Source organism: Salmonella sp. WC3 (genome assembly GCF_042932255.1).
In the GTDB taxonomy this organism is placed as follows: Bacteria; Pseudomonadota; Gammaproteobacteria; order Enterobacterales; family Enterobacteriaceae; genus Salmonella; species Salmonella enterica.
The window spans coordinates 4,512,014-4,533,380 of sequence record NZ_CP170629.1; the positions used below are offsets into that span (position 1 = coordinate 4,512,014).

General features: G+C 51.5%; 21 protein-coding genes and 2 pseudogenes. 6 read left to right on the forward strand and 17 right to left on the reverse strand.

What is annotated here, in order from left to right; all coding sequences use genetic code 11:
• Positions 1–34: 34 nt before the first annotated feature.
• The 10 genes and pseudogenes from ACFK9X_RS22025 to cpxP all read right to left on the reverse strand — a co-directional run.
• Positions 35–175 (reverse strand): annotated as a pseudogene (locus tag ACFK9X_RS22025) (CDP-diacylglycerol diphosphatase); the annotation flags it as partial.
• A 150-nt stretch (positions 176–325) separates the two neighbouring features.
• On the reverse strand, positions 326–1,048 hold the full coding sequence (locus tag ACFK9X_RS22030) for a GntR family transcriptional regulator (protein WP_151117712.1): 723 nt from the start codon (positions 1,046–1,048) through the stop codon (positions 326–328).
• A gap of 62 nt (positions 1,049–1,110) precedes the next feature.
• Positions 1,111–2,151: an ADP-ribosylglycohydrolase family protein gene (locus ACFK9X_RS22035; RefSeq protein WP_023238473.1), complete on the reverse strand. Its 1,041-nt coding sequence runs from the start codon at positions 2,149–2,151 to the stop codon at positions 1,111–1,113.
• Between the two features lie 9 nt (positions 2,152–2,160).
• Positions 2,161–3,120 (reverse strand): aminoimidazole riboside kinase, encoded by a 960-nt coding sequence (locus ACFK9X_RS22040; protein ID WP_151117714.1) that lies wholly within the window; start codon positions 3,118–3,120, stop codon positions 2,161–2,163.
• Between the two features lie 10 nt (positions 3,121–3,130).
• The gene (locus tag ACFK9X_RS22045; protein WP_000777318.1) at positions 3,131–4,465 is read right to left on the reverse strand and encodes an MFS transporter; all 1,335 of its coding nucleotides are present in this window, start codon (positions 4,463–4,465) and stop codon (positions 3,131–3,133) included.
• Positions 4,466–4,729: 264 nt separating this feature from the next.
• Positions 4,730–5,485, reverse strand: coding sequence for a CDP-diacylglycerol diphosphatase (locus ACFK9X_RS22050; protein ID WP_000750755.1), 756 nt, complete (start codon positions 5,483–5,485; stop codon positions 4,730–4,732).
• A gap of 100 nt (positions 5,486–5,585) precedes the next feature.
• A complete protein-coding gene (locus ACFK9X_RS22055) occupies positions 5,586–6,575 on the reverse strand; it encodes a sulfate ABC transporter substrate-binding protein (protein WP_000758711.1) in 990 nt (329 codons plus the stop codon).
• A gap of 203 nt (positions 6,576–6,778) precedes the next feature.
• Positions 6,779–7,741, reverse strand: a complete 963-nt coding sequence (gene pfkA, locus ACFK9X_RS22060) for a 6-phosphofructokinase (RefSeq protein ID WP_000591793.1) — start codon at positions 7,739–7,741, stop codon at positions 6,779–6,781.
• A gap of 184 nt (positions 7,742–7,925) precedes the next feature.
• Entirely contained in the window at positions 7,926–8,828 is a 903-nt protein-coding gene (gene fieF / locus ACFK9X_RS22065; protein ID WP_023193407.1) for a CDF family cation-efflux transporter FieF, read from the reverse strand.
• 147 nt (positions 8,829–8,975) lie between these two features.
• Positions 8,976–9,476 carry a cell-envelope stress modulator CpxP gene (gene cpxP, locus ACFK9X_RS22070; protein ID WP_001233463.1) on the reverse strand — a complete coding sequence of 167 codons (501 nt, stop codon included), beginning with the start codon at positions 9,474–9,476 and terminating at the stop codon, positions 8,976–8,978.
• A gap of 150 nt (positions 9,477–9,626) precedes the next feature.
• On the opposite strand from cpxP, the gene cpxR reads away from it, so the two are divergent.
• Both cpxR and cpxA read left to right on the forward strand, forming a co-directional pair.
• A complete protein-coding gene (cpxR, locus tag ACFK9X_RS22075; RefSeq protein ID WP_151117717.1) occupies positions 9,627–10,325 on the forward strand; it encodes an envelope stress response regulator transcription factor CpxR in 699 nt (232 codons plus the stop codon).
• Complete coding sequence (gene cpxA / locus ACFK9X_RS22080; RefSeq protein WP_151117719.1) at positions 10,322–11,695, forward strand: envelope stress sensor histidine kinase CpxA; 1,374 nt, start codon at positions 10,322–10,324, stop codon at positions 11,693–11,695. Before cpxR ends, cpxA begins: the two co-directional genes overlap by 4 nt.
• A 47-nt stretch (positions 11,696–11,742) precedes the next feature.
• Here cpxA and ACFK9X_RS22085 read toward each other — a convergent pair whose 3' ends face one another.
• The 4 genes from ACFK9X_RS22085 to sodA form a co-directional block, all read right to left on the reverse strand.
• Positions 11,743–11,946 carry a hypothetical protein gene (locus ACFK9X_RS22085; protein ID WP_000338671.1) on the reverse strand — a complete coding sequence of 68 codons (204 nt, stop codon included), beginning with the start codon at positions 11,944–11,946 and terminating at the stop codon, positions 11,743–11,745.
• A gap of 112 nt (positions 11,947–12,058) precedes the next feature.
• Positions 12,059–12,454, reverse strand: a complete 396-nt coding sequence (locus ACFK9X_RS22090; RefSeq protein ID WP_000133442.1) for a nuclear transport factor 2 family protein — start codon at positions 12,452–12,454, stop codon at positions 12,059–12,061.
• A gap of 11 nt (positions 12,455–12,465) precedes the next feature.
• The gene (gene yiiM, locus ACFK9X_RS22095; protein WP_023204364.1) at positions 12,466–13,155 is read right to left on the reverse strand and encodes a 6-hydroxyaminopurine reductase; all 690 of its coding nucleotides are present in this window, start codon (positions 13,153–13,155) and stop codon (positions 12,466–12,468) included.
• Between the two features lie 69 nt (positions 13,156–13,224).
• Positions 13,225–13,845 carry a superoxide dismutase [Mn] gene (sodA, locus tag ACFK9X_RS22100; protein ID WP_151117721.1) on the reverse strand — a complete coding sequence of 207 codons (621 nt, stop codon included), beginning with the start codon at positions 13,843–13,845 and terminating at the stop codon, positions 13,225–13,227.
• Positions 13,846–14,173: 328 nt separating this feature from the next.
• On the opposite strand from sodA, the gene ACFK9X_RS22105 reads away from it, so the two are divergent.
• Genes ACFK9X_RS22105 through ACFK9X_RS22115 form a run of 3 tightly spaced genes read left to right on the forward strand, consistent with a single transcriptional unit; the run spans position 14,174 to position 16,991 of the window.
• Entirely contained in the window at positions 14,174–15,157 is a 984-nt protein-coding gene (locus tag ACFK9X_RS22105; protein WP_151117723.1) for a TRAP transporter substrate-binding protein, read from the forward strand.
• Positions 15,158–15,175: 18 nt separating this feature from the next.
• Positions 15,176–15,691 carry a TRAP transporter small permease gene (locus ACFK9X_RS22110; protein ID WP_001091413.1) on the forward strand — a complete coding sequence of 172 codons (516 nt, stop codon included), beginning with the start codon at positions 15,176–15,178 and terminating at the stop codon, positions 15,689–15,691.
• Positions 15,684–16,991, forward strand: a complete 1,308-nt coding sequence (locus ACFK9X_RS22115; RefSeq protein ID WP_000566804.1) for a TRAP transporter large permease — start codon at positions 15,684–15,686, stop codon at positions 16,989–16,991. Before ACFK9X_RS22110 ends, ACFK9X_RS22115 begins: the two co-directional genes overlap by 8 nt.
• 157 nt (positions 16,992–17,148) lie before the next feature.
• Here the strand turns inward: ACFK9X_RS22115 and ACFK9X_RS22120 are convergent, their stop codons facing one another.
• Complete coding sequence (locus ACFK9X_RS22120; protein ID WP_151117725.1) at positions 17,149–17,832, reverse strand: oligogalacturonate-specific porin KdgM family protein; 684 nt, start codon at positions 17,830–17,832, stop codon at positions 17,149–17,151.
• A gap of 618 nt (positions 17,833–18,450) precedes the next feature.
• Here ACFK9X_RS22120 and rhaT point away from each other — a divergent pair.
• Entirely contained in the window at positions 18,451–19,485 is a 1,035-nt protein-coding gene (rhaT, locus tag ACFK9X_RS22125) for an L-rhamnose/proton symporter RhaT (protein WP_000063541.1), read from the forward strand.
• On the opposite strand, the pseudogene rhaR reads toward rhaT, so the two are convergent.
• Both rhaR and rhaS read right to left on the reverse strand, forming a co-directional pair.
• Positions 19,482–20,330: pseudogene (gene rhaR, locus ACFK9X_RS22130) on the reverse strand (HTH-type transcriptional activator RhaR). The gene rhaT and the pseudogene rhaR sit on opposite strands and share 4 nt — an antisense overlap.
• Before the next feature lie 152 nt (positions 20,331–20,482).
• Complete coding sequence (rhaS, locus tag ACFK9X_RS22135; RefSeq protein WP_000217109.1) at positions 20,483–21,319, reverse strand: HTH-type transcriptional activator RhaS; 837 nt, start codon at positions 21,317–21,319, stop codon at positions 20,483–20,485.
• Between the last annotated feature and the right edge of the window lie 48 nt (positions 21,320–21,367).

Sequence of the window (21,367 nt, forward strand, 5' to 3'; positions counted from 1 at the left end):
TCCAAACGGTATTCGTTAATGCAATATCAAGCTGTCATTTGATGACCTGTTGGTTCAAGATATCACACTGATGATCCTGAATTTCCTCGACAGAAGCGCGATTGAAGATCAGTAAATTACGCTCGGTCGCCAGCAGGACAAAAGAGCCATCGCTTTGGCGTACCACCGCCAGCGCGATACATCAATGATGAAAGGAAGGAACAGAGGATGGGACAACCAGAGCGACATACCTGTCTCCTGACGATTTTTTCAGCAAGAATACGACGGACAGTCAGGCAGGTAAACGCCAGATATAGTGGGGTTATCGCAAGATTAAGCGGACAGATCAGTGATAATGAATTTCACCAAAGTATTCAGACAGCACGTAATAGCGGCAATACTCAAAAGGGCTGTCCTTCCCGGCCTGAAACGTCTGTCTGGCGACGGATAACAGCGGTTTATTGGCGGCGATTTGCAATTTTTCGCACAGGTCAGCGGAAGGTAAAATCGCCTCAACTTTTTCTATCGCCGAGTCGCTTGTGACGTTTAATAACGAATAAAGCGACGTATGCTCCAGCGCCTGCGGTGTGAGTTGCAGATTGGGAAAGAAGCTAAGATCGAGATAGATCTTTTCATGGTTAAACGGACGGTTATTCAGGCAACGAATACGCGAAATATAGAGATAGTGATGCTGTGCGGGCAGGCTCAAGCCGTCTGCCTGAGCGTCGCGCGCGCGGCGCGGCGCGATTTCCAGAATACGGTTCTCAATCGCCACGCTGGCGTCCTGGAGATCGCGGGTAATACCGCGAAACGTGTGCCCGTAGCTCACGCCTTCCGGTACCGAGCACACCACCGAACCGCTTCCGCGCTGGGAGGAAATAATGCCCGCATTGATTAATTCGCTCCAGGCCTGTTTAACCACAATCAGCGAGACGTTGTAGGCTCTGGCAATCTCTTTTTGCGTCGGCAGTTGGCTGCCTAAAGGCAGGGATCCATTTTGGATCTGCTGACAGATGATAAAAAATAGTTGCTTATAAAGCGGAGTAAAGCTCGTTTTATCAACCTGCAAGCTGCGCACCTCACGTCTTCGTCAGCAGGGGACGTTTTACCGTCCCCGGCAGGGTGAATTCGCTACCCTGCGATTTGCCTGGCCAGTTCTGCCAAATCGAAATGATTCATACGATCCAAGGTCGTTAAATAATCGGCGGGAAAAGCCTCCACGCCATGGAATGCGCCGGAAATCGCCCCAACCATGGTGGCGACAGTATCAGTATCATTGCCGATATTAACGCCGGAGATAATAGCATCTACCGCAGAATTCGGACAACACGCGAACAGGCCAAAGGCCGCGGGCACCGCTTCACTCACGTGCAGCCCGGAGCCAATAATATCGGCAATATCCACTATCGCCGTTTCCCAATGGCGATGACGTTTACCGATATCTACGGCCAGCTCAATGCGTCGGGCAACGGAAGGCCCGGCCACCATCATCGCCCCTTGCTCCTGCGCCAGCAGATAGCCCCTTTGCGCACCGTAAATACCGGCGGCAATAATGCTGTCTGCATTGGTCTGCGCTCTTAACGCCTCGCTGGTTGCCGCCGCCATCGCCGCTGCGCCGGACATCGCCAGCACGTTATTATGGGTAAAGCGGCAAATCTGCAGCGCGCAGGCAATCGCCGCGTCAATATCACCCGGATGCAGCACCGCCGCTGGCCAAATCTTCATGGCGGCGCCGTTCGTTGCCTCCGCGTTACCCTTATTAATAATCTGTACCGACTGTTTCTCGCCTTCCAGCTCACCCTGTAAAGAGGCGCGGTTATCATTGAATATTGCCTTCATTGCCGCACGCGTCGTCGGGCCGGTAAAGTTGGCGTAGTACGGGTAATCCAGCCACTGCTGAAAAGCCTCGCGCATCGCCTCGTCGCTAACCTGGCGTTGATGGCGCAGCAGCGCATCCATGATGTACTTCGCCTGAATAAAATCATCCGTGCACATCCCCGCTTCGTTGCAGCGGCCAAACGTGTCCGCTGGCGGTTTTTGAAAGGTCGTCACCCAGCCGCCAAAATAGTCTTTTATTTGCTGCTGGGTGCGTACTTCCGTCGCGGCTCCCATCGCGTCCGCGGCGGCGGCGCCCACCAGGCATCCCAGTATTTTGTTTTGATCAACGTGCATGATGACTCCTTATTTCACGGTCATGGCTTGTGCCAGCGAATGGCTGGAAAGAAAAGTGTTTAGCTGCTCAGGAAACGGCAGAGCGGTCATTGCGCCTTTTGCCGTCACCGCCATAGCGCCGCAGGCGTTGGCATTGCTGATGGCCTCCGCCAGCAGGGCATGATCCCAGCAATTTGCGCGGGAAAGGGTGAACAGCAGGCCGCCGACAAAAGCATCGCCTGCCCCGGTGGTATCGACGACATCGACGCGCGGTGCGGGGAAATGGAACTCCCCCTCGGCGGTAATCAACAGAGCGCCATCGGCCCCCAGCGAAATGATGGTGGTGTCGCAGCCCAGATCGCGCAGGTAATAACGCGCATCCTGCCAGTGGCTGGCCCCGCTGAGCTGGCACAGCTCATCTGCCGAGACTTTGCAGATAGAAGCCAATGCGGCGGACCGGGCGATCAGTTCAGGGATTTCATCGGTATTGCGCCACATCTTGCTGCGTAAGTTGACGTCAAACAGTACGTAACCACCCGCTTCACGCATTCTTCTCGCTCCCTCAAGGCACGCCTCGCGAGCGGGCCTGTCGGTGAGGCCAATTGAGCTGAAGTAAAACCATTCGTGCTGCCTGAACGGCGGCAGGTCCTGCGGCGAGACGTAGGTATCAGCCCCCGGATGCACCAGATAGGTAAAGCTGCGCTCCCCATCAGCCGTCAGGTTAACGATCAGCACCGCGCTGGTCAGGTCCGCATCCAGCCGCAGCGAAGAGACATCAACGCCGTTATCCTCGAAAACCTGGCGCAGGAAGCGGCCGGCGTCATCGTCGCCAAGACAGCCGATAAAACCGCACTCTCCGCCCAGCCTGGCAACGCATACCCCCACATTCGCCGACGCTCCGCCGGGGCATTTCAGATAGCTGTTCTGTTTTTCCGGCACCAGATCAACGGAGGCATCGCCGATAACCCAAACCTTATTCATGGCCTTCATTTGCGCCTCCTTATGCCTGTTTCTGCGCCAGGGCGAGCTGAATATCACGATAATATTCGTTGTTAATCAGATACTTTTTCATAAGCAGCCCAACCGCAAGGTGGAACAGAGCAGGAATGAGCGTCATCATCAGCGCAATACCGGTGAGTGAACGCGCGGTCTGTTCAGCATCGGCCTGGTAACCAAAGTGGCTCAGCAGGAATCCAAGTACGCCTCCCGCAATCCCCATCCCAAACTTCTGGAAGAAGAGGATGCCGCCAAACGCCAACCCGGAAACGCGCAGACCGGTTTTCTTTTCTCCGTAATCCACCGCTTCGGCGATAGAGGACCAGAACACCGGCATTTGCATATCGCAGAAGAAATTAATAAGAAAATAGAACGCAAAGGCGAGGACAAGATTTTCACGCCCGACGGAGAAATACATCAGCGCGCTCAGGATAAAGGTAATAATCTGGGTGTAGCGGAACATCTTAATTTTGTCCCAGAACTTGGTTATCCAGGTGGTAGCGATCATCGCTAAAATAGAGGCAACGACGCCGGTAGTCAGGAAGGGTGAAATCAGGCTATCTCCGCCGTTCAGATAATACTTAGCGTAATAAGCGGCAACGGAACCGCGAATAACATAACCGCACATCAGCAGCAGAATAACAACGCCGAGAATAATCCACTGATCGTTGCGTAACAGATACTTAAACTGTTTCCCCACCGATAACGAGGTAATTTCCGGCTCGCTGCGTTCACGCGTGGTAAGAAAACAGAAGATAAACAGCAAGGCGCCCATCGCCCCCATCAGCCCCATCGAAAACTGGTAACCCAGCGCCTTGTTGCCCTGCCCCAGCCAGACGGCAAGCATCGGTACGACGATAGTCACCAGGAAAGCGGCAATCTTGGTCATCACAAAACGATAACCGTTGGCGCTTAACCGTTCGACGGGGTCGCTGGTAATCACGCCAATCATCGAAATATAGGGAATGGTGATCGCGGTATAGACCAGGGTCATAAGAATATAGGTGCCATAGGCCCACGCCAGCTTGGCCATATAAGCCATATCAGGCGTAATAAACATCAAATACACGGCGAAACCAAAAGGAATGGCAAACCACAGCAGCCACGGGCGGTAACGCCCCCAGCGCGTATTCAGTTTATCGGTCAGAACCCCCATGGCCGGATCGATAATGGCATCAATCATCCGCACAACCACAAACAGTACGCCAACATCAGCGGCGCTCAGGCCGTAGATATCGGTATAGAAATAGGCGAGGAGCAGCTGCATGGCGATAATCACAACGTTTATCGCCATATCTCCCGCGCCGAAGCCGATTTTTTCCACGATAGAAAGTTTCATGTTGATATTCCTTTACGCTTAACAGCGCAAATCTGGTGAACAATTAATGATGTCACTACATGAAATAAAAACGTTTTTATATATAAGCCATCCACCAGACAATCTATGGAGGCTATGAAGAGAGTGTAACGAACCATCAAAAGATATAAAGGTATACCTTTATATCTTTTGATGGTTTCACATATTTTTATAGACACGATCTTACCCCAGTTTTAAACCGGGATAAGAATCAATAAGATAATGAGCAGGGGGGTGTAACGAAAATCAGCGGGAAGACAAAATGGCGCAACTATGGTCCTGAATCTCTTCCGCCGATGCGCGATTAAGCGTCAGCAGGTTACGCTCGGTCGCCAGCAGAACAAAAGAGTCGTCGCTTTGGCGTACCACCGCCAGCGCATAGCGTCCCATATGATCGCGCGCTTCCGGCACCTCTTCCGCCAGCATCATAAACGGACTACGCTGCGCCAGTTCGCTCTCGGTTACCCGGCGCGCCAGGTATTCATGCCCCATCAGGTCGCCCGGTAGCGGAAGCCAGCGAGTGCTGATGCGCGTGAGATCGTTATCCAGTTGCTCCCGAACGTCAGGACGGATGCAAGAAATATGGATATGCAAATGGTCCTGTGAACGACCAAGCCGCGAATTAATCGCCAGCGAGACCGCGCTATCCGGAATATCATGCCCGTATTTTTTACTCATATAGCCGCGAGCCTGCCAGGCCAGCCAGAAAAAGTTGGGCGTAGCGGGTTCCAGCAATAGCGGGCTTTCTGTACCGTTGATACGGTAGGTGGGCATCAATAAATATTGCAATGGACCGTGACGATCTTTAAAGACGACATAGCCGGCGCGAGGTTTGACTTCCGCGCAAGGCGCTGGGTTTTGATGCTGTAACTGATCGGGCAGGCACTGTTCAAGCACGATTTCCCGTAATGCATCAGGATTGCCGGAAAATTTCCAGTAACCGACGCCCGCCGCGGCGACAATCACTATCACCGCCAGTAAAAAGTAGCCTGTTTTTTTCATGATATGCGTTCCCTGTGACCCATAGACGGGGAAGAGTAACGCAAAATTGTGGCAAAGAAAAAACCCGGTAACATAATACGTTACCGGGTTTATAAACGGTTTAGCGTTTGCTAATTTGGTCGAACGTACCGCCATTAGCGAAGTGATCTTTTTGCGCCTTCGCCCAGCCGCCAAACACCTCGTCAATGGTGAACAGCTTCAGCTTCGGAAACGCATCGTCGTATTTTTTCGCCACGTCAGCATCGCGCGGACGGTAGAAGTTTTTCGCTGCTATCTCCTGCCCTTCCGGCGAGTAGAGATACTTGAGATAGGCTTCCGCTACCGCTTTGGTGTCTTTCTTTTCCACCACTTTGTCGACCACGGAAACGGTCGGCTCTGCGAGAATAGATTCACTCGGGGTCACTATCTCGAATTTATCTTTACCCAGTTCGTTCGTCGCCAGTAGCGCTTCGTTTTCCCAGGCGATCAGCACATCACCGATACCGCGTTCAACGAAAGTATTGGTTGAGCCACGCGCGCCGGAGTCCAGCACTTCAACGTTTTTAAACAGGGCTTTGACAAAGTCCTGCGCTTTGGCCTGATCGTTATTGTTGTGGTGCAGAGCGTAGCCCCATGCCGCCAGATAGTTCCAGCGGGCACCGCCAGAGCTTTTCGGGTTTGGCGTAATAACGGACACGCCCGGTTTAATCAGATCGTTCCAGTCATGAATTTGTTTTGGATTGCCTTTGCGGACCAGGAAAACGATGGTGGAGGTGTAAGGTGCTGAGTTATCCGGCAGACGCTTAATCCAGTTTTTATCGATACGACCACGTTCAGCAATAGCGTCCACATCGTAAGCCAGCGCCAGCGTCACGACATCGGCTTCAATGCCGTTAATGACGGAAGTCGCCTGTTTACCCGAACCGCCGTGCGATTGGCGGATCACGACGTTGTCGCCGGTTTCCTGCTTCCAGTGCGCGCTAAACGCTTTGTTGTACTGCTCGTACAGCTCACGCGTTGGATCGTACGATACGTTAAGTAACTGAATATCCTTTGCCAGAATGCTGGTTGACGCCAGCAATAATGTGAACCCCACGCCCCACTTTTTCATCGCCCGACTCGCTTATGTTGTGTTGTGATGAGCAAAGCGTGCCAGAAAGAGATCCAAACATTAAAGAATAAAAAAGGATTGGCTATAACTTCGAGGAATAAATCTGAGGGATTGCCGGATGGCGGCTAGCGCCTAATCCGGCCTACACGTTTCTGCAACCTGTAGGCCTGATAAGCGTAGCGCCATCAGGCGCGCAAAAACAATCAGTACAGTTTTTTCGCGCACTCCATCCAGTCGCTTTTGAACGGACGCTTCATGTTTTCAATCGCATCGATGATGTCATGATGAACAAGCTGCTCGTTCTGGATACCGACACAACGACCGCCATGGCCTTCCAGCAGCAGGTCAATAGCATACGCGCCCATACGGGAAGCCAGAATGCGATCGTAAGGTACCGGGGAACCACCGCGCTGAATGTGGCCAAGCACTGTCGCACGCGTTTCACGGCCCGTTTCTTTTTCAATAAAGTGCGCCAGTTCGTCAACATCGCACATATGCTCAGTAATAGCGACGATAGCGTGTTTTTTCCCTTTCGCGATCCCGGCTTTGATTTCCGCCACCAGATCTTCGCGATTAAATTCAACTTCCGGCACCACGATAAACTCACAACCGCCAGCAATAGCCGCCGCCAACGTCAGGTCGCCGCAATAACGGCCCATCACCTCAACGATAGAGATACGCTGGTGAGAAGAGGAGGTGTCACGCAGACGGTCAATCGCTTCCACTACAGTGCCGAGAGCAGTGAAGTAGCCGATAGTGTAGTCAGTGCCTTTGATGTCGTTATCGATAGTGCCTGGCAGACCGATGCACGGGAATCCCATTTCAGTCAGACGTTTTGCACCCATATAAGAACCGTCGCCGCCAATAACTACCAGCGCATCGATACCGCGTTTTTTCAGGTTTTCGATCGCGACAGCGCGAATATTTTCGTCACGGAATTCCGGGAAACGGGCGGAACCGAGGAAAGTACCGCCACGGTTGATCATGTCAGATACGCTGTAACGGTCAAGCTGCACCATACGATCTTCATACAGGCCCAGATAGCCGTCATAAATGCCCATGACTTCCAGCCCTTCCGTCAACGCTGCGCGCACAACACCGCGGATTGCCGCGTTCATGCCCGGCGCATCACCGCCGCTTGTCAACACACCGATTTTCTTAATCATGACTACCTCTGAACTTTGGAATGCAAAATGAAATCTATTGCCGGAAGCCGATTTCGCACTTCGAAACGATCCAACGAATATACAGATAGTATAACAATCCCTTCCTGCTGAATTGATTCAGGTCAGGCCAAATGGCGGTAATTTATACACAAAATGCTGGCCTGGCTCACTTTTTAACAATCAATTATACAAGCTCGAACTTCTTGCCTTCCCTGGGGACGACTGAACAGGGATCCTGATGAATAATGACATCTGAACCCGGAAAACGCCGTAAAATCGCCTGCTCTACCTGGTCAGCCACAAAATGCGCCTGAACGAGCGGCAGATTATCTTCCATTTCCAAATGAATCTGAATAAAGCGGGTCGGCCCTGACTGCCGCGTGCGGAGATCGTGCGCGCCGCTGACTCCCGGCCATGACGTCACGATATCAATAATTTCCTGTCGTTCCGCATCGGGCAGCGCGCGATCCAATAATGACTGCACCGCCTCATACCCCATACGTAACGCGCTATACAAAATATAGATGCCGATACCTAACGCAAACAGGGCATCCGCACGATGCCAACCGTACCAGGATAACCCAAGCGCGATAAGAATCGCTCCGTTCATCATAACATCAGACTGATAATGAAGCATATCCGCCCGTACCGCCTGACTTTGGGTCTTGCGTACCACCCAGCGCTGAAACGTGACCAGTATAATAGTGCATATCAGAGCGATGACGGTAACGCCAATCCCCACGCCGGGGTCGTTCATTGGCGTCGGCTTAATCAGATTCTGAATACTGGTCAAAAACAGAAACAACGCCGAACCGGAAATAAACATACTTTGCGCCAGCGCCGCCAGCGACTCCGCTTTACCGTGCCCAAACGTGTGTTCATCATCTGCGGGTTGCAGCGAATAACGCACGACCAACAAATTCGTCAATGACGCGGCAATATCCACCAGCGAGTCCACCAACGCCGCCAGAATACTCACCGATCCCGTATACCACCACGCAAAAATTTTGATCAAAAGTAACGCTGATGCCATCGCCGTTGCCGCGATAGCCGCCCGGCTAACCAGCCGTCCATAGGTTTGATTCATAAATACTCCCGCTATCTTCTGCCGGTAGTATAACGGATGGTTTAAAACAGTAAGCTAATAACAGAATGACAAACTGGAGATAAAAAAAACCCCCACATCATGTGGGGGAAGACAGGGATGGTGTCTATGGCAAGGAAAACAGGGTTGTTACTGGGAACGTGAGTTGCTACTACTCAATAATTTCAACGATGAACTTTTTTGCCATTGCGCCACGTCGCGCAGTTGCTCCATTCGTTGCTGATGCTTTTCATTCAAAACCGCTTGCTGCTCCGGCGTTAACAGGCGATACATCTGGTTACGCACGCGGGCCATTTCGACCTGGCGGGCAACCTGCTCTTGCGCCATTTTTTCTGCCTGAGCGCGCACAGCGCTTTCATCAAATTTTTCTGCGGTGACAAGCCGATGCATTGTCTCCATTTCGCTAACATTAACAGGAGGCTGTTCGTGCCTTGCCTGTTGCATAAGATCTCGCATCTGCTGACGCTGATGTTCGGTTAAACTTATGCCGTCAAACATATGATTTTGCGCGCTACGCTGCGTGGCCCCGTCACCGGGGTGCCAGTTATCGCTTGTAACAACTTCAGCTGCGTGGCTTAAAAAACTGAATGCCAGCGTTGAGGCCATAACAGCAGCGGTAACTTTGCGCATCGCTTGCTCCCAAAATCTTTTCTGTCGCGATTCAACGAGAGACAGTTTACGATTCGGGCTGCAAACATGCGTCAGGGGGTGTAAAACAACGTAAAGTCATGGATTAGCGACGCCTGATGACGTAATTTCTGCCTCGGAGGTACGTAAACAATGAATAAAATCCTGTTAGTTGATGATGACCGAGAGCTGACTTCCCTGTTAAAAGAGCTCCTCGAAATGGAAGGTTTTAATGTCCTGGTGGCCCACGACGGCGAGCAGGCGCTTGAGCTTTTGGATGACAGCATCGATTTACTTTTGCTTGACGTCATGATGCCGAAGAAAAACGGTATCGATACGTTGAAAGCGCTTCGCCAGACACACCAGACGCCTGTCATTATGCTGACCGCGCGCGGCAGCGAGCTGGATCGCGTTCTCGGCCTTGAGCTGGGCGCGGACGACTATTTACCCAAACCATTTAACGACTGCGAGCTGGTAGCGCGCATCAGGGCTATTTTGCGCCGTTCCCACTGGAGCGAACAGCAGCAGAGCAGCGACAACGGCTCGCCGACGCTGGAAGTTGATGCGCTAAGCCTTAATCCGGGTCGCCAGGAAGCCAGTTTCGATGGCCAAACGCTGGAGCTGACCGGTACGGAATTCACCCTGCTCTATTTGCTGGCGCAACACCTCGGCCAGGTGGTTTCCCGTGAACATTTAAGCCAGGAAGTGCTGGGTAAGCGCCTGACGCCGTTCGATCGCGCCATTGATATGCATATTTCTAACCTGCGCCGCAAACTGCCGGAACGCAAAGACGGTCACCCGTGGTTTAAAACATTGCGTGGTCGCGGCTATCTGATGGTTTCCGCTTCATGATAGGAAGTTTAACCGCGCGCATCTTCGCCATCTTCTGGTTGACGCTGGCGCTGGTGCTAATGCTGGTACTGATGTTGCCCAAGCTCGATTCACGCCAGATGACCGAGCTGCTGGACAGCGAACAGCGCCAGGGATTGATGATAGAGCAACATGTAGAAGCTGAACTTGCGAACGATCCGCCCAACGACCTGATGTGGTGGCGTCGCCTGTTCCGCGCGATCGATAAGTGGGCGCCGCCTGGACAGCGGTTATTACTGGTGACCTCTGAAGGACGCGTGATCGGCGCTGAACGCAGCGAAATGCAGATCATTCGTAACTTCATTGGTCAGGCGGATAACGCCGATCATCCGCAGAAGAAAAAATATGGCCGCGTAGAGATGGTGGGGCCGTTCTCCGTTCGTGACGGAGAGGATAATTACCAGCTTTACCTGATTCGACCGGCCAGCAGTTCGCAATCCGATTTTATTAATCTGCTGTTTGACCGCCCGCTCCTGTTGCTCATTGTCACGATGCTGGTCAGTTCGCCGCTCTTGCTATGGCTGGCATGGAGTCTGGCGAAACCGGCGCGTAAGTTGAAAAACGCGGCTGATGAAGTGGCGCAAGGCAACCTGCGTCAGCATCCGGAGCTGGAGGCGGGTCCGCAGGAGTTCCTCGCCGCTGGCGCCAGTTTTAACCAGATGGTGACGGCGCTGGAACGGATGATGACCTCGCAGCAGCGTTTGCTGTCAGACATCTCCCATGAGCTGCGAACGCCCCTTACGCGCCTGCAACTGGGTACCGCGCTGCTGCGTCGTCGTGGCGGCGAAAGCAAAGAGCTGGAGCGTATTGAAACCGAAGCGCAGCGTCTGGACAGCATGATCAATGACCTGCTGGTGATGTCGCGTAACCAACAGAAAAATGCGCTGGTCAGCGAAACGATGAAAGCCAATCAGCTATGGGGCGAAGTGCTGGATAACGCCGCCTTTGAAGCCGAACAGATGGGCAAGTCGTTAACGGTAAATTATCCGCCGGGGCCGTGGCCGCTCTATGGCAACCCAAACGCGCTGGAAAGCGCGCTGGAAAATATAGTTCGTAATGCGCTGCGCTATTCACATACGAAGATTGAAGTCGGCTTCTCGGTGGATAAAGACGGTATTACGATCACGGTCGATGACGACGGGCCGGGCGTCAGCCCTGAAGACCGCGAGCAGATCTTCCGTCCGTTCTATCGCACTGATGAGGCGCGCGACTGCGAGTCTGGCGGCACCGGGCTGGGGCTGGCGATTGTCGAAAGCGCCATGCAGCAGCACCGCGGCTGGGTGAAGGCTGACGATAGCCCGCTGGGTGGGTTGCGGCTTACGCTGTGGCTACCGCTGTACAAGCGAACCTAATGTTATTCATGGCTCAGTAATACTTTCTCTTACCGAGCCTTAACCATTTAAAGCGTATCGAGGATACTGTCCAATTCATCACCATTCACGCCATACTTTTCCGTTATGAACTTAAACTGTTGATACAACTCAGCTAAAAAATCCTCATCCAGAGACCGCTCCCAAAGCTCCTCGATAGATTTGAGGTGATACTCTTCGAATAAGATGTGCTTAACTTCTTCCGTACAAGCCTCGAGAATATGTGCGTCCATAATTTACATATCTTTTGTGAATAATTAATAGGTTACCAGCGGAATAAGGCAAACGCCGTCATCCGGCAATGTACACCTGACGGCGCTACGCTTATCCGGCCTACGCACCACGCTATCGGGAGATTTCCGGCGCCAGAATCCACTCAGCGCTGTCATTCCACACGTCCATCCGGGTAATTTTGCCATCGCGCACTTCGAAACGGTCAATAAAGCGGTTATCGGCAAACGGGCGACCGTCGGGCCATTCGCCATACAACGTACCGTTGGAATAAATCACAACGTAATCATCATGCTGCACCGCATCAAACTCGCCCAGCGCCTTCTTCACCCACTTGTAGCGAGCGCCGTTAAACTGCGCGATATCTGCCGCGCCCGCCATCGCCCGGCCTCCGGTGAAGGTAATTTTCACCTCCGGGTGCATATACGTTGCGGCGCGTTCAGCATCGGGAATCATCGAGGCCACCAAAAATTCTTTTACGATCGCCACCGCATTTTCAGCTTCAGTCATAATCCTTCCTTTCATTTTGGCGGAGTTTTATCCCCCCACAGTCGTCTGGCGCTATCTTCAATTTTGCCGCTCAAACGACGCTTTTGCATGGTGCGGCTCCAGCTCGCCGACAGCCCGGCGGCGCTCAACAGCCGGTGATATTGTTCGTCATCAAACGGCATAGACCAGGCGATAACACCCGCTTCATGAACCGAGACATCGCTCAGACGCGACGCCAGTTCCAGCGGCGCATCGCTGGAGACCTTACCTGGCGCAATGACCCGATACAGCCAGCCGGTTTTTCCGCTGTTCTGCATAAGGAGGGCCATGTCGCTGATGGCAAAGTGGAAATTAAGTTTAAAGCATGGAGAGCGCGGCTGAGTGACCTGGATCAACACCTCGCCCCAGCGGTAGATGTCGCCAATAAACACGTTGTGTTCGGTCATTCCGTCCGTCGACAGATTCTCGCCAAACGCCGGGGCGCAAAACAGCGTCGCCTGCTCGGGGAACTGGCGAATCCAATCAGCATAGTGTTCGCGGGGGTAATGGCATAGCGCGCGATCGGGGCCGCCGTGGATTTTCTTTTCGGCCTGCTGATCGCCTGCCAGACCCAGCTCGGTCAGCATGAGTTCGCCGTCGATTTGCACCTTGGCGATAGCGCTCGGGCGGCTGCCGTCATAGTCACGAATTTTGCCAATAAACACGTCAACCGGATAATGCATCTGCTGCTCCTTACGCGGATACAAAAAAAGCGAGTCATCAGACTCGCTTCTACAGACGTGCAATGCAAATTATTTTTTAGCGGCGAAACGCGCTGCTGCTTCGTCCCAGTTCACCACGTTCCAGAACTCTTTGATGTAGTCCGGGCGGCGGTTCTGGAATTTCAGGTAGTAAGCGTGTTCCCACACGTCCAGGCCCAGGATCGGGAAGCCGGAAGCGCCGGAAATGGCTTCACCCATCAGCGGGGAATCCTGGTTTGCGGTAGAAACCACAGCCAGTTTGTCGCCTTTCAGCGCCAGCCACGCCCAGCCGGAGCCGAAACGGGTTGCTGCTGCTTTTTCGAATTCAGCTTTGAAGTTGTCAACGGAACCGAAGTCACGCTCGATAGCCGCTTTCAGATCGCCCTGCAGAGTGGTGCCTTTTTTCAGCCCTTTCCAGAACAGGCTGTGGTTAGCGTGGCCGCCCGCGTTGTTACGCAGCACGGTTTTTTTGTCCGCTGGCACCTGATCCAGTTTAGTAATCAGTTCTTCAACCGGCAGGTCAGCAAACTCAGGCAGGTTTTCCAGCGCCGCGTTAGCGTTGTTGACATAGGTTTGATGGTGTTTGGTGTGGTGAATCTCCATCGTCTGCTTATCGAAGTGCGGTTCCAGTGCATCATAAGCGTACGGCAGGGATGGCAGTGTATAACTCATAATCATCTCCATTATTGTCGAGCGGCACAGTGTTAACGCCGCGTAAGCAGTTGGTTCATTATAGTTAATTAAATGATATTGAAAATGATTATCAATGCCGTACTTTTTCCAGGGTTATAAACGTTACGGCATCCGCTGAAAAAAATCGTTTTTTACGCCTCCAACCGAAACCGCCTGTTGATGAATTCCTGGAAATCATGAAATGTGAAACAGGGTTTCAAAATCTTTCTTTTGGTGCCAATTTTTGTCAGCGGTGGCAAAATCAAGAAGGTTATAATTTCACCATGCAATTACATTCCCGGTAAATTATTACAATTGCGAGGGAATTATGAAGCAACCTGGTTTTATACGTCTGGCTACGTTGGCCTTACTCTCCACACTCTCTTTCTTCTCCCACGGCGAAACCATTTTGCGCCTGGCCTACGCTGAAAATAGCCAGCCGGTAAAAGATGCGTTGCACTTCCTGGGGCAGCAAGTTGAAGAGAAAACGGGCGGCGATATCAAAGTACAGTACTTCCCGGACGGACAGCTTGGCGGAGAGCGCGAACTGGTGGAGTTGACGCAGGTCGGCGTCGTCGACATCACTAAAGTGTCGTCCGGGCTGATGGAGAGTTTTTCGCCTGAGTACGGCGTGTTCTCACTTCCCTACCTGTTTGCCACCGTCGATGAATACTACCGCGTAATGGATAACCCACAGGTGATGGAGCCTGTTTATCAGTCCACCGCCGCGCAGGGGTTTGTCGGCGTAGGCTGGTATGATTCCGGCGCGCGTAATTTTTATATGAGCAAAGCGCCGATTAAACGCATTGAGGATTTACGCGGGAAAAAGATCCGCGTCATGCAGAGTGAGACGGCGATCCAAACCCTCAAACTGCTGGGCGCTTCGCCTATCGCCATGAGCCAAGCGGAGGTCTATATCTCATTACAACAAGGCATTCTCGACGGCGCGGAAAACAATGAATTCGCTCTCACCATCGCCCGCCACGGCGAAGTCGCCCGTTATTACACCTACGATATGCACACCCGCATTCCCGATATCCTGCTAATGAGTACCCTCACGCTGGAAAAGCTGACGCCGGAACAGCAGCGCATCGTCGAAGCCGCCATCAAGGCGTCGATCGAATTTGAGAAAGCCGCATGGGACAAGGAAATAGAGAAAACCAGGCTGGCGGCGGTAAAAGATTTCAACGTTGAATTCTACGAGATCGACAAAAAACCCTTCCAGGAGGCAGTACAGCCTATTTACGACGGTCTGAAAAACAAACCGCGGCTTTACGGGCTGTATCAACGTATCCAGACAGCAAAAAATTAATCTAATCAGGAAATTAAGATGAACACATTCAGAAAAGGACTTGATTTATTGCTGGGCGCTATCTGTTGCCTGGTGCTGGCGATAATGGTGGGCATCGCCTGCTGGCAGGTGGTGAGCCGCTACATTCTGGGCGTTCCCAGCACCCTTACCGAAGAGATGCTGCGATTTCTCCTGGTATGGGTATCAATGCTGGGCATGGCTTTTGTCGCTGGTCAGAAACAGCATATCAGCCTGACTCTCTTACTGGATAAGGTGTCGCCGACGATTCGCGGCTGGTGGGATATTATTCTGCAGGTCATTTTTATCGCGTTTTCCATTTGGGTATTGATTATCGGCGGCTTAAAGATTTCTGCGATTTCTATGCTGCAAATCTCCCCTGCGCTGGGCATTCCGATGGGGAAAATTTATTACGCGCTCCCCTGCGCAGGCGTACTGATCATCCTCTATGGGCTGCTGAATATCGTTGACGCCCTGAAAGCTATCCATTCCGCCACGGATACCACTGAGCACACTCTGGAGAAATCACATGATTGACCCTATTTTTGCGTCCTGTACGCTAATTGCCGTCTTTGTTGTTTTACTGGCCATGGGCGCGCCTATTGGGATCTGCATCGTTATCGCCTCTTTCAGCACCATGATGCTGGTACTGCCTTTCGATATTTCGATGTTCGCCACCGCGCAAAAAATGTTCTCCAGCCTGGACAGTTTTGCCTTGCTGGCCGTGCCGTTCTTCGTTTTGTCCGGGGTGATCATGAATAGCGGGGGAATTGCCGCCCGGCTGGTCAATTTTGCCAAACTGTTTACTGGCAAACTGCCCGGCTCGCTCTCTTATACCAACATCGTCGGCAATATGATGTTCGGTGCAATTTCCGGATCGGCGATTGCCGCCTCAACCTCCATCGGCGGCGTGATGGTGCCGATGAGCGCGCGCGAAGGTTACGATCGCGGCTTTGCGGCCGCGGTGAATATCGCCTCCGCGCCGACGGGAATGTTAATTCCGCCCACCACGGCTTTTATCCTTTATGCGCTGGCAAGCGGGGGAACATCGATTGCCGCTCTGTTCGCCGGCGGTCTGGTTGCGGGTGTGCTGTGGGGCGTTGGCTGTATGCTGGTCACGCTGGTGGTCGCTAAGCGTCGAAATTATCGGGTTTTCTTCACCGTCCAAAAAGGCATGGCGCTAAAAGTTGCCGTTGAGGCCATTCCCAGCCTGCTGCTGATCGTGATTATCGTCGGCGGCATTGTGCAGGGGGTTTTCACCGCCATTGAAGCCTCCGCGATTGCCGTGGTGTATACGTTATTGCTGACGATGGTGTTTTACCGCACGCTGAAAATTAAGGATTTGCCTTCGATTTTGCTCCAGACAGTGGTAATGACCGGGGTCATCATGTTCCTGCTGGCAACCTCTTCGGCGATGTCCTTCTCGATGTCGATCACCAATATTCCTGCGGCGCTGAGCGATATGATCCTCGGTATTTCCGCCAATAAACTGGTTATCCTGTTAGTCATTACCGTCTTTTTGTTGATTATCGGCGCATTTATGGATATCGGTCCGGCCATTCTGATTTTTACCCCGATTCTGCTGCCGATCATGGCTAAACTGGGCGTCGATCCGGTGCATTTCGGCATTATCATGATCTATAACCTGGCGATTGGCACCATTACGCCGCCAGTTGGCAGTGGTTTATATGTCGGGGCGAGCGTCGGTAAGGTCAAAGTTGAGGAAGTGATTAAACCGTTGCTGCCTTTTTACGGCGCGATTATCGGCGTTCTGTTATTAATTACCTACATTCCGGAAATCACACTGTTCTTACCCCGTCTACTGGGCATCATGTAAGCGCATAGTTTCCTGCACATCTCGTTGCCGGATGGCGATTCGCGTCTTATCCGGCCAACGCACGATAATAATTATCCGCAGGTCATAACCAGGTAAAAAAAACCGGCTACCTATAAAGTAGCCGGAAAAGGGAATAAATAATAAACAGGGATAATGATTAGAATGTGTAGCCTATACCCACGCGGAAACGGGTTTGTCTTTCATCGCTGTTGCTATTGACGGAAACATTACCTACCTCAACGAATGGCGACCATTGATCAATAATATAGGCAGTTCTGAAGTTATATTCATAGTTATCTTTGCCGCCATCGTAAAGATCATATTTATCGGCTTTCTTATAAATTCCTTCGATTGTCCAGTCAAAGTTGTTCCATTTATAACCCGCCCAGACATCCATACGATTGATGGTATCATCATCACGGATATCAGAAGAACGGCGTACATATTCAAAACGATAGCGCGCACCAACCCACCAGCTTTCATTTAATGTCCACGTCGCGCGGAAGTAAGGCTTATAGGTAGAGTAACCGTTGCCTGTTTCCAGCACAAAACCCGGTTGCCAGGCGACATCACCGGTTTTAAATTGGTAGCTTATCGTATATTCGTTGCCCTGTGTTTCCAGGTCATTAAACGCTTTATTGGTGTCATCCCCGCCTGATTTTGAGATAGCTTCTATCGCAAAACCAACACCATTCGCAAACCGATGAGAAATATACGCACGGTCATAGTTAGCTTTACTATCATCAAGATATTCATGACGAACATCGACATATACTGCATGCGCATTTGTTACAATAAGAGGTAATAGTAAGAAAAGAGTTTTTCTCATAACAGAATCCATTTAATTTAAAATTAAAACGTTGTTTCATGTCAGACCATTACAACCATAATACGCAATGTGAATGGCGACAATATAGACAAAGTTCTTTAATTTAAAATTGGGATAATGTTCAAAAAGCAAAATAAAATAAATGAAATTCATATTCGTCATATAAAATAAAAATCAAAGCACCATCAACAACGCCAATATAGGGATTTCCTTATATTTATATTTCATTGATTCCTAACGTTAATTTCAATATATTTAAATTGTAAATACAAATAAAACAACTAAATAATTACTGTATAACTACCCTTTTATCAAACGGTAAGTCAGACTATTCCCATTATGTGATCTCACGCAGCGTTTTCTTTGCATTGTTGCCAGCTAAGTCGTTTCGTGTCGTTATGATGAAGGTATTTTAGAAAACAAATATTACCCACTGATTTAAATAACATCCAGACGGTCACGATGCGCTCCGACTTTTTTAAAACGTGAAGTTAATCACTTCATTAACGTGCTGATTGCCAGAATACACCCAACGGCGGCAATCGTTATAAGGTTACCAGGCTGCGTAATTTTTAAACTCATGCAAACGGAAGGGGTATCCCGTCCATAAAAAATAATGAGGAACATGTCATGAGTAACGCGATTACGATGGGTATTTTCTGGCATTTGATAGGGGCGGCCAGTGCAGCCTGCTTCTATGCCCCGTTCAAGCAAGTGAAACAGTGGTCATGGGAAACCATGTGGTCAGTGGGCGGCATCGTCTCATGGCTTATTCTGCCGTGGACAATTAGCGCTCTGTTACTGCCTGATTTCTGGGCCTATTATGGGCAGTTTAACCTCTCCACCCTTTTACCGGTTTTTCTGTTCGGCGCCATGTGGGGCATCGGCAATATTAATTACGGTCTGACCATGCGTTATCTCGGGATGTCGATGGGTATCGGCATCGCTATCGGCATTACGCTTATCGTCGGCACGCTGATGACGCCTATCATCAACGGTAACTTCGATGTGTTAATCCATACCGAAGGGGGACGCATGACGCTACTTGGCGTTTTTGTCGCGCTGATCGGCGTCGGGATTGTGACGCGCGCCGGACAGTTAAAAGAACGCAAAATGGGCATTAAAGCGGAGGAGTTCAATCTGAAGAAAGGGCTTCTGCTGGCAGTGATGTGCGGTATTTTCTCGGCGGGGATGTCTTTTGCCATGAACGCCGCGAAACCGATGCATGAAGCTGCTGCCGCGCTTGGCGTTGACCCGCTCTATGTCGCGCTGCCGAGTTACGTGGTGATTATGGGCGGCGGCGCGCTGGTGAACCTCGGTTTCTGTTTTATCCGCCTGGCAAAAGTGCAAAATCTGTCGATAAAAGCCGACTTCTCGCTGGCAAGACCGTTGATTATCAGCAATATTCTGTTGTCCGCGCTTGGCGGTCTGATGTGGTATTTACAGTTCTTTTTCTATGCCTGGGGTCACGCGCGCATTCCCGCGCAATATGACTACATGAGCTGGATGCTGCACATGAGCTTCTATGTGCTGTGCGGGGGGCTTGTCGGTCTGGTGCTAAAAGAGTGGAAAAATGCTGGCCGCCGTCCCGTTGCCGTATTAAGCCTCGGCTGCGTGGTAATTATTATCGCGGCGAATATTGTCGGTTTAGGCATGGCCAGTTAATCGCTTTGATTACTGAGATGACGCCATTGGCTCGGCGTCATCCCGGTTTCCCGCGTGAACACCACTGAAAAATAATTACTATCTTCAAAACCGCACTGCATCGAAATCTCGCTAATCATCAGCGGGCTATGCTGAAGCAGATACTGCGCGTGGCAAATACGGACCTAGCGTAAATATTGATTAATGGTCATCCCGGTTTGGGCGCGAAACTGCTGCCGCAGCACCCGTTCGCTGCATTGTTCCTGCTGGCAAAACGCATCCAGCGCAAAGGGACACTCAAGGCTATTAGCCAAAGCGGTAATTAATTTATCCAACAGGGTTTCTCGGGAGGTTGCCGGAAGATCGTCGGTCGCGTAGCGATGCCGTTTTAACGTCATCACCAGTTGACCAAACAGCAATTCCGCCATCTCATTCGCCAGCGGATCGCGTCCATTACTCTCATGTTCAAGCTGGTTAATGACCTGCCGCGCCTGATTCATTCCCATACTGCCCAGCCGCCAGTGAGGATGCCACTGCGCTCCCTGAAAGCCGGGAATCATCGCCTGCCAGTTTACATTGAGTTTCAAACGCTCCGGGCAGTAAATAATATTTTGCAGCACCAGATCGTTAACGGAAGTATAGGAGTGTTTGTCTTCAGCACGAATGTAAAACAGATCGCCGCGGGTAATTCTGTATGGGCGCTCATTAAGAACGTGTAGGCCATTGCCCCGCCAGACCATCACCAGTTCACAAAACTCATGCGTATGTTCCGCAAAAACATCCTGTGGATAGCGATCGGCAACCGTAACGGCCTGCTGCTCATCAGTAAAAAAATCTTTTTTCAAAAGGATTAACTGATTTGCCACCGCAGCACCTCATGTTGAATGCTTGCCGGCTGGCGCTACGCTTATTCTGTCTACCGCTCGCCGCCGTAGGCCAGGTAAGGCGCAGCCGCCATCCGGTATTAAAGGGTATAATTATCAGCATATTGGCGACGAAAACGTTGATAGCGTTCGCGTTACTGGATTATCGCATCGCGTCCCTGACGGATATCCCGCGGCGACCAGTTAAATTCTCGGCGAAACAGAGTCGAAAAGTGGTTACTGTCGCCAAAACCGCAGCGGTACGCGATTTCTGTCACGCTATGATCGCTATGGCGCAATAAATGCCGGGCTTTGATCAAACGCAGGCGATTAAGGTAACGTTGCGGCGTCAGCCCGGTATGCTGTTTAAGCTGACGATGCAGCGTGCGTAGCGACAGCGAAAACTGTTCGGCTACCGCCTCCCAGCAAACCTCCTCCGCAAAATGGTCTTCCAGCCATGCCATCAGTTGGTTGAGTTTGGCGTCGTTATTGGTCGCGCCTTCCATCAGGCTACTGCGGCGTAACAACACCAGTAGTTGCATAAACAAAATTTCGCGATTCGCCACGGCAGGCGCATCCATGCCGTCTCCGGCGTGCTCCATCAGACCGACCAACTGGCGCACCTGCTGCAACACACTCTGATTCACCCGCCAGTGCGAAGGATAGTAACCATCCTGCTCCTGCGGCAGCAATTGATCCAACCCCGCCAGGAACTGGAAGGCGTCCGGCGAACGCCACAGTACATTCGTCAGGCATAGGTTGTCGGTATGTTCATATAAATGCCGGTCGTGATCGCGAACAAAACACACGGTACCGCCGCTGATGGTATACGGCTGCCCGTTGAATACATGAATGCCCGTACCGTGTTCCACAATCACGATTTCATGAAAATCATGATGATGTTCAGGGAAAGCGGCTTGCGGCAGACGAGGTTCAATCGCCACGGGCGCTTTACCTGATGGAAAAAAATCCACGCTATGCAGTACGGTCATGGTTGCTTCCTCCTGAATTCAACATGTCCGAATAGTAATTAAGGGTTA

Bases quoted from the DNA above. Each gene is read 5' to 3' on its own strand.
- ACFK9X_RS22035 (WP_023238473.1), bottom strand. From the start codon at position 2,151: ATGCACGTTGATCAAAACAAAATACTGGGATGCCTGGTGGGCGCCGCC.
- ACFK9X_RS22040 (WP_151117714.1), bottom strand. From the start codon at position 3,120: ATGAAGGCCATGAATAAGGTTTGGGTTATCGGCGATGCCTCCGTTGAT.
- ACFK9X_RS22045 (WP_000777318.1), bottom strand. From the start codon at position 4,465: ATGAAACTTTCTATCGTGGAAAAAATCGGCTTCGGCGCGGGAGATATG.
- ACFK9X_RS22050 (WP_000750755.1), bottom strand. From the start codon at position 5,485: ATGAAAAAAACAGGCTACTTTTTACTGGCGGTGATAGTGATTGTCGCC.
- ACFK9X_RS22055 (WP_000758711.1), bottom strand. From the start codon at position 6,575: ATGAAAAAGTGGGGCGTGGGGTTCACATTATTGCTGGCGTCAACCAGC.
- pfkA (WP_000591793.1), bottom strand. From the start codon at position 7,741: ATGATTAAGAAAATCGGTGTGTTGACAAGCGGCGGTGATGCGCCGGGC.
- fieF (WP_023193407.1), bottom strand. From the start codon at position 8,828: ATGAATCAAACCTATGGACGGCTGGTTAGCCGGGCGGCTATCGCGGCA.
- cpxP (WP_001233463.1), bottom strand. From the start codon at position 9,476: ATGCGCAAAGTTACCGCTGCTGTTATGGCCTCAACGCTGGCATTCAGT.
- cpxR (WP_151117717.1), top strand. From the start codon at position 9,627: ATGAATAAAATCCTGTTAGTTGATGATGACCGAGAGCTGACTTCCCTG.
- cpxA (WP_151117719.1), top strand. From the start codon at position 10,322: ATGATAGGAAGTTTAACCGCGCGCATCTTCGCCATCTTCTGGTTGACG.
- ACFK9X_RS22085 (WP_000338671.1), bottom strand. From the start codon at position 11,946: ATGGACGCACATATTCTCGAGGCTTGTACGGAAGAAGTTAAGCACATC.
- ACFK9X_RS22090 (WP_000133442.1), bottom strand. From the start codon at position 12,454: ATGACTGAAGCTGAAAATGCGGTGGCGATCGTAAAAGAATTTTTGGTG.
- yiiM (WP_023204364.1), bottom strand. From the start codon at position 13,155: ATGCATTATCCGGTTGACGTGTTTATTGGCAAAATTCGTGACTATGAC.
- sodA (WP_151117721.1), bottom strand. From the start codon at position 13,845: ATGAGTTATACACTGCCATCCCTGCCGTACGCTTATGATGCACTGGAA.
- ACFK9X_RS22105 (WP_151117723.1), top strand. From the start codon at position 14,174: ATGAAGCAACCTGGTTTTATACGTCTGGCTACGTTGGCCTTACTCTCC.
- ACFK9X_RS22110 (WP_001091413.1), top strand. From the start codon at position 15,176: ATGAACACATTCAGAAAAGGACTTGATTTATTGCTGGGCGCTATCTGT.
- ACFK9X_RS22115 (WP_000566804.1), top strand. From the start codon at position 15,684: ATGATTGACCCTATTTTTGCGTCCTGTACGCTAATTGCCGTCTTTGTT.
- ACFK9X_RS22120 (WP_151117725.1), bottom strand. From the start codon at position 17,832: ATGGATTCTGTTATGAGAAAAACTCTTTTCTTACTATTACCTCTTATT.
- rhaT (WP_000063541.1), top strand. From the start codon at position 18,451: ATGAGTAACGCGATTACGATGGGTATTTTCTGGCATTTGATAGGGGCG.
- rhaS (WP_000217109.1), bottom strand. From the start codon at position 21,319: ATGACCGTACTGCATAGCGTGGATTTTTTTCCATCAGGTAAAGCGCCC.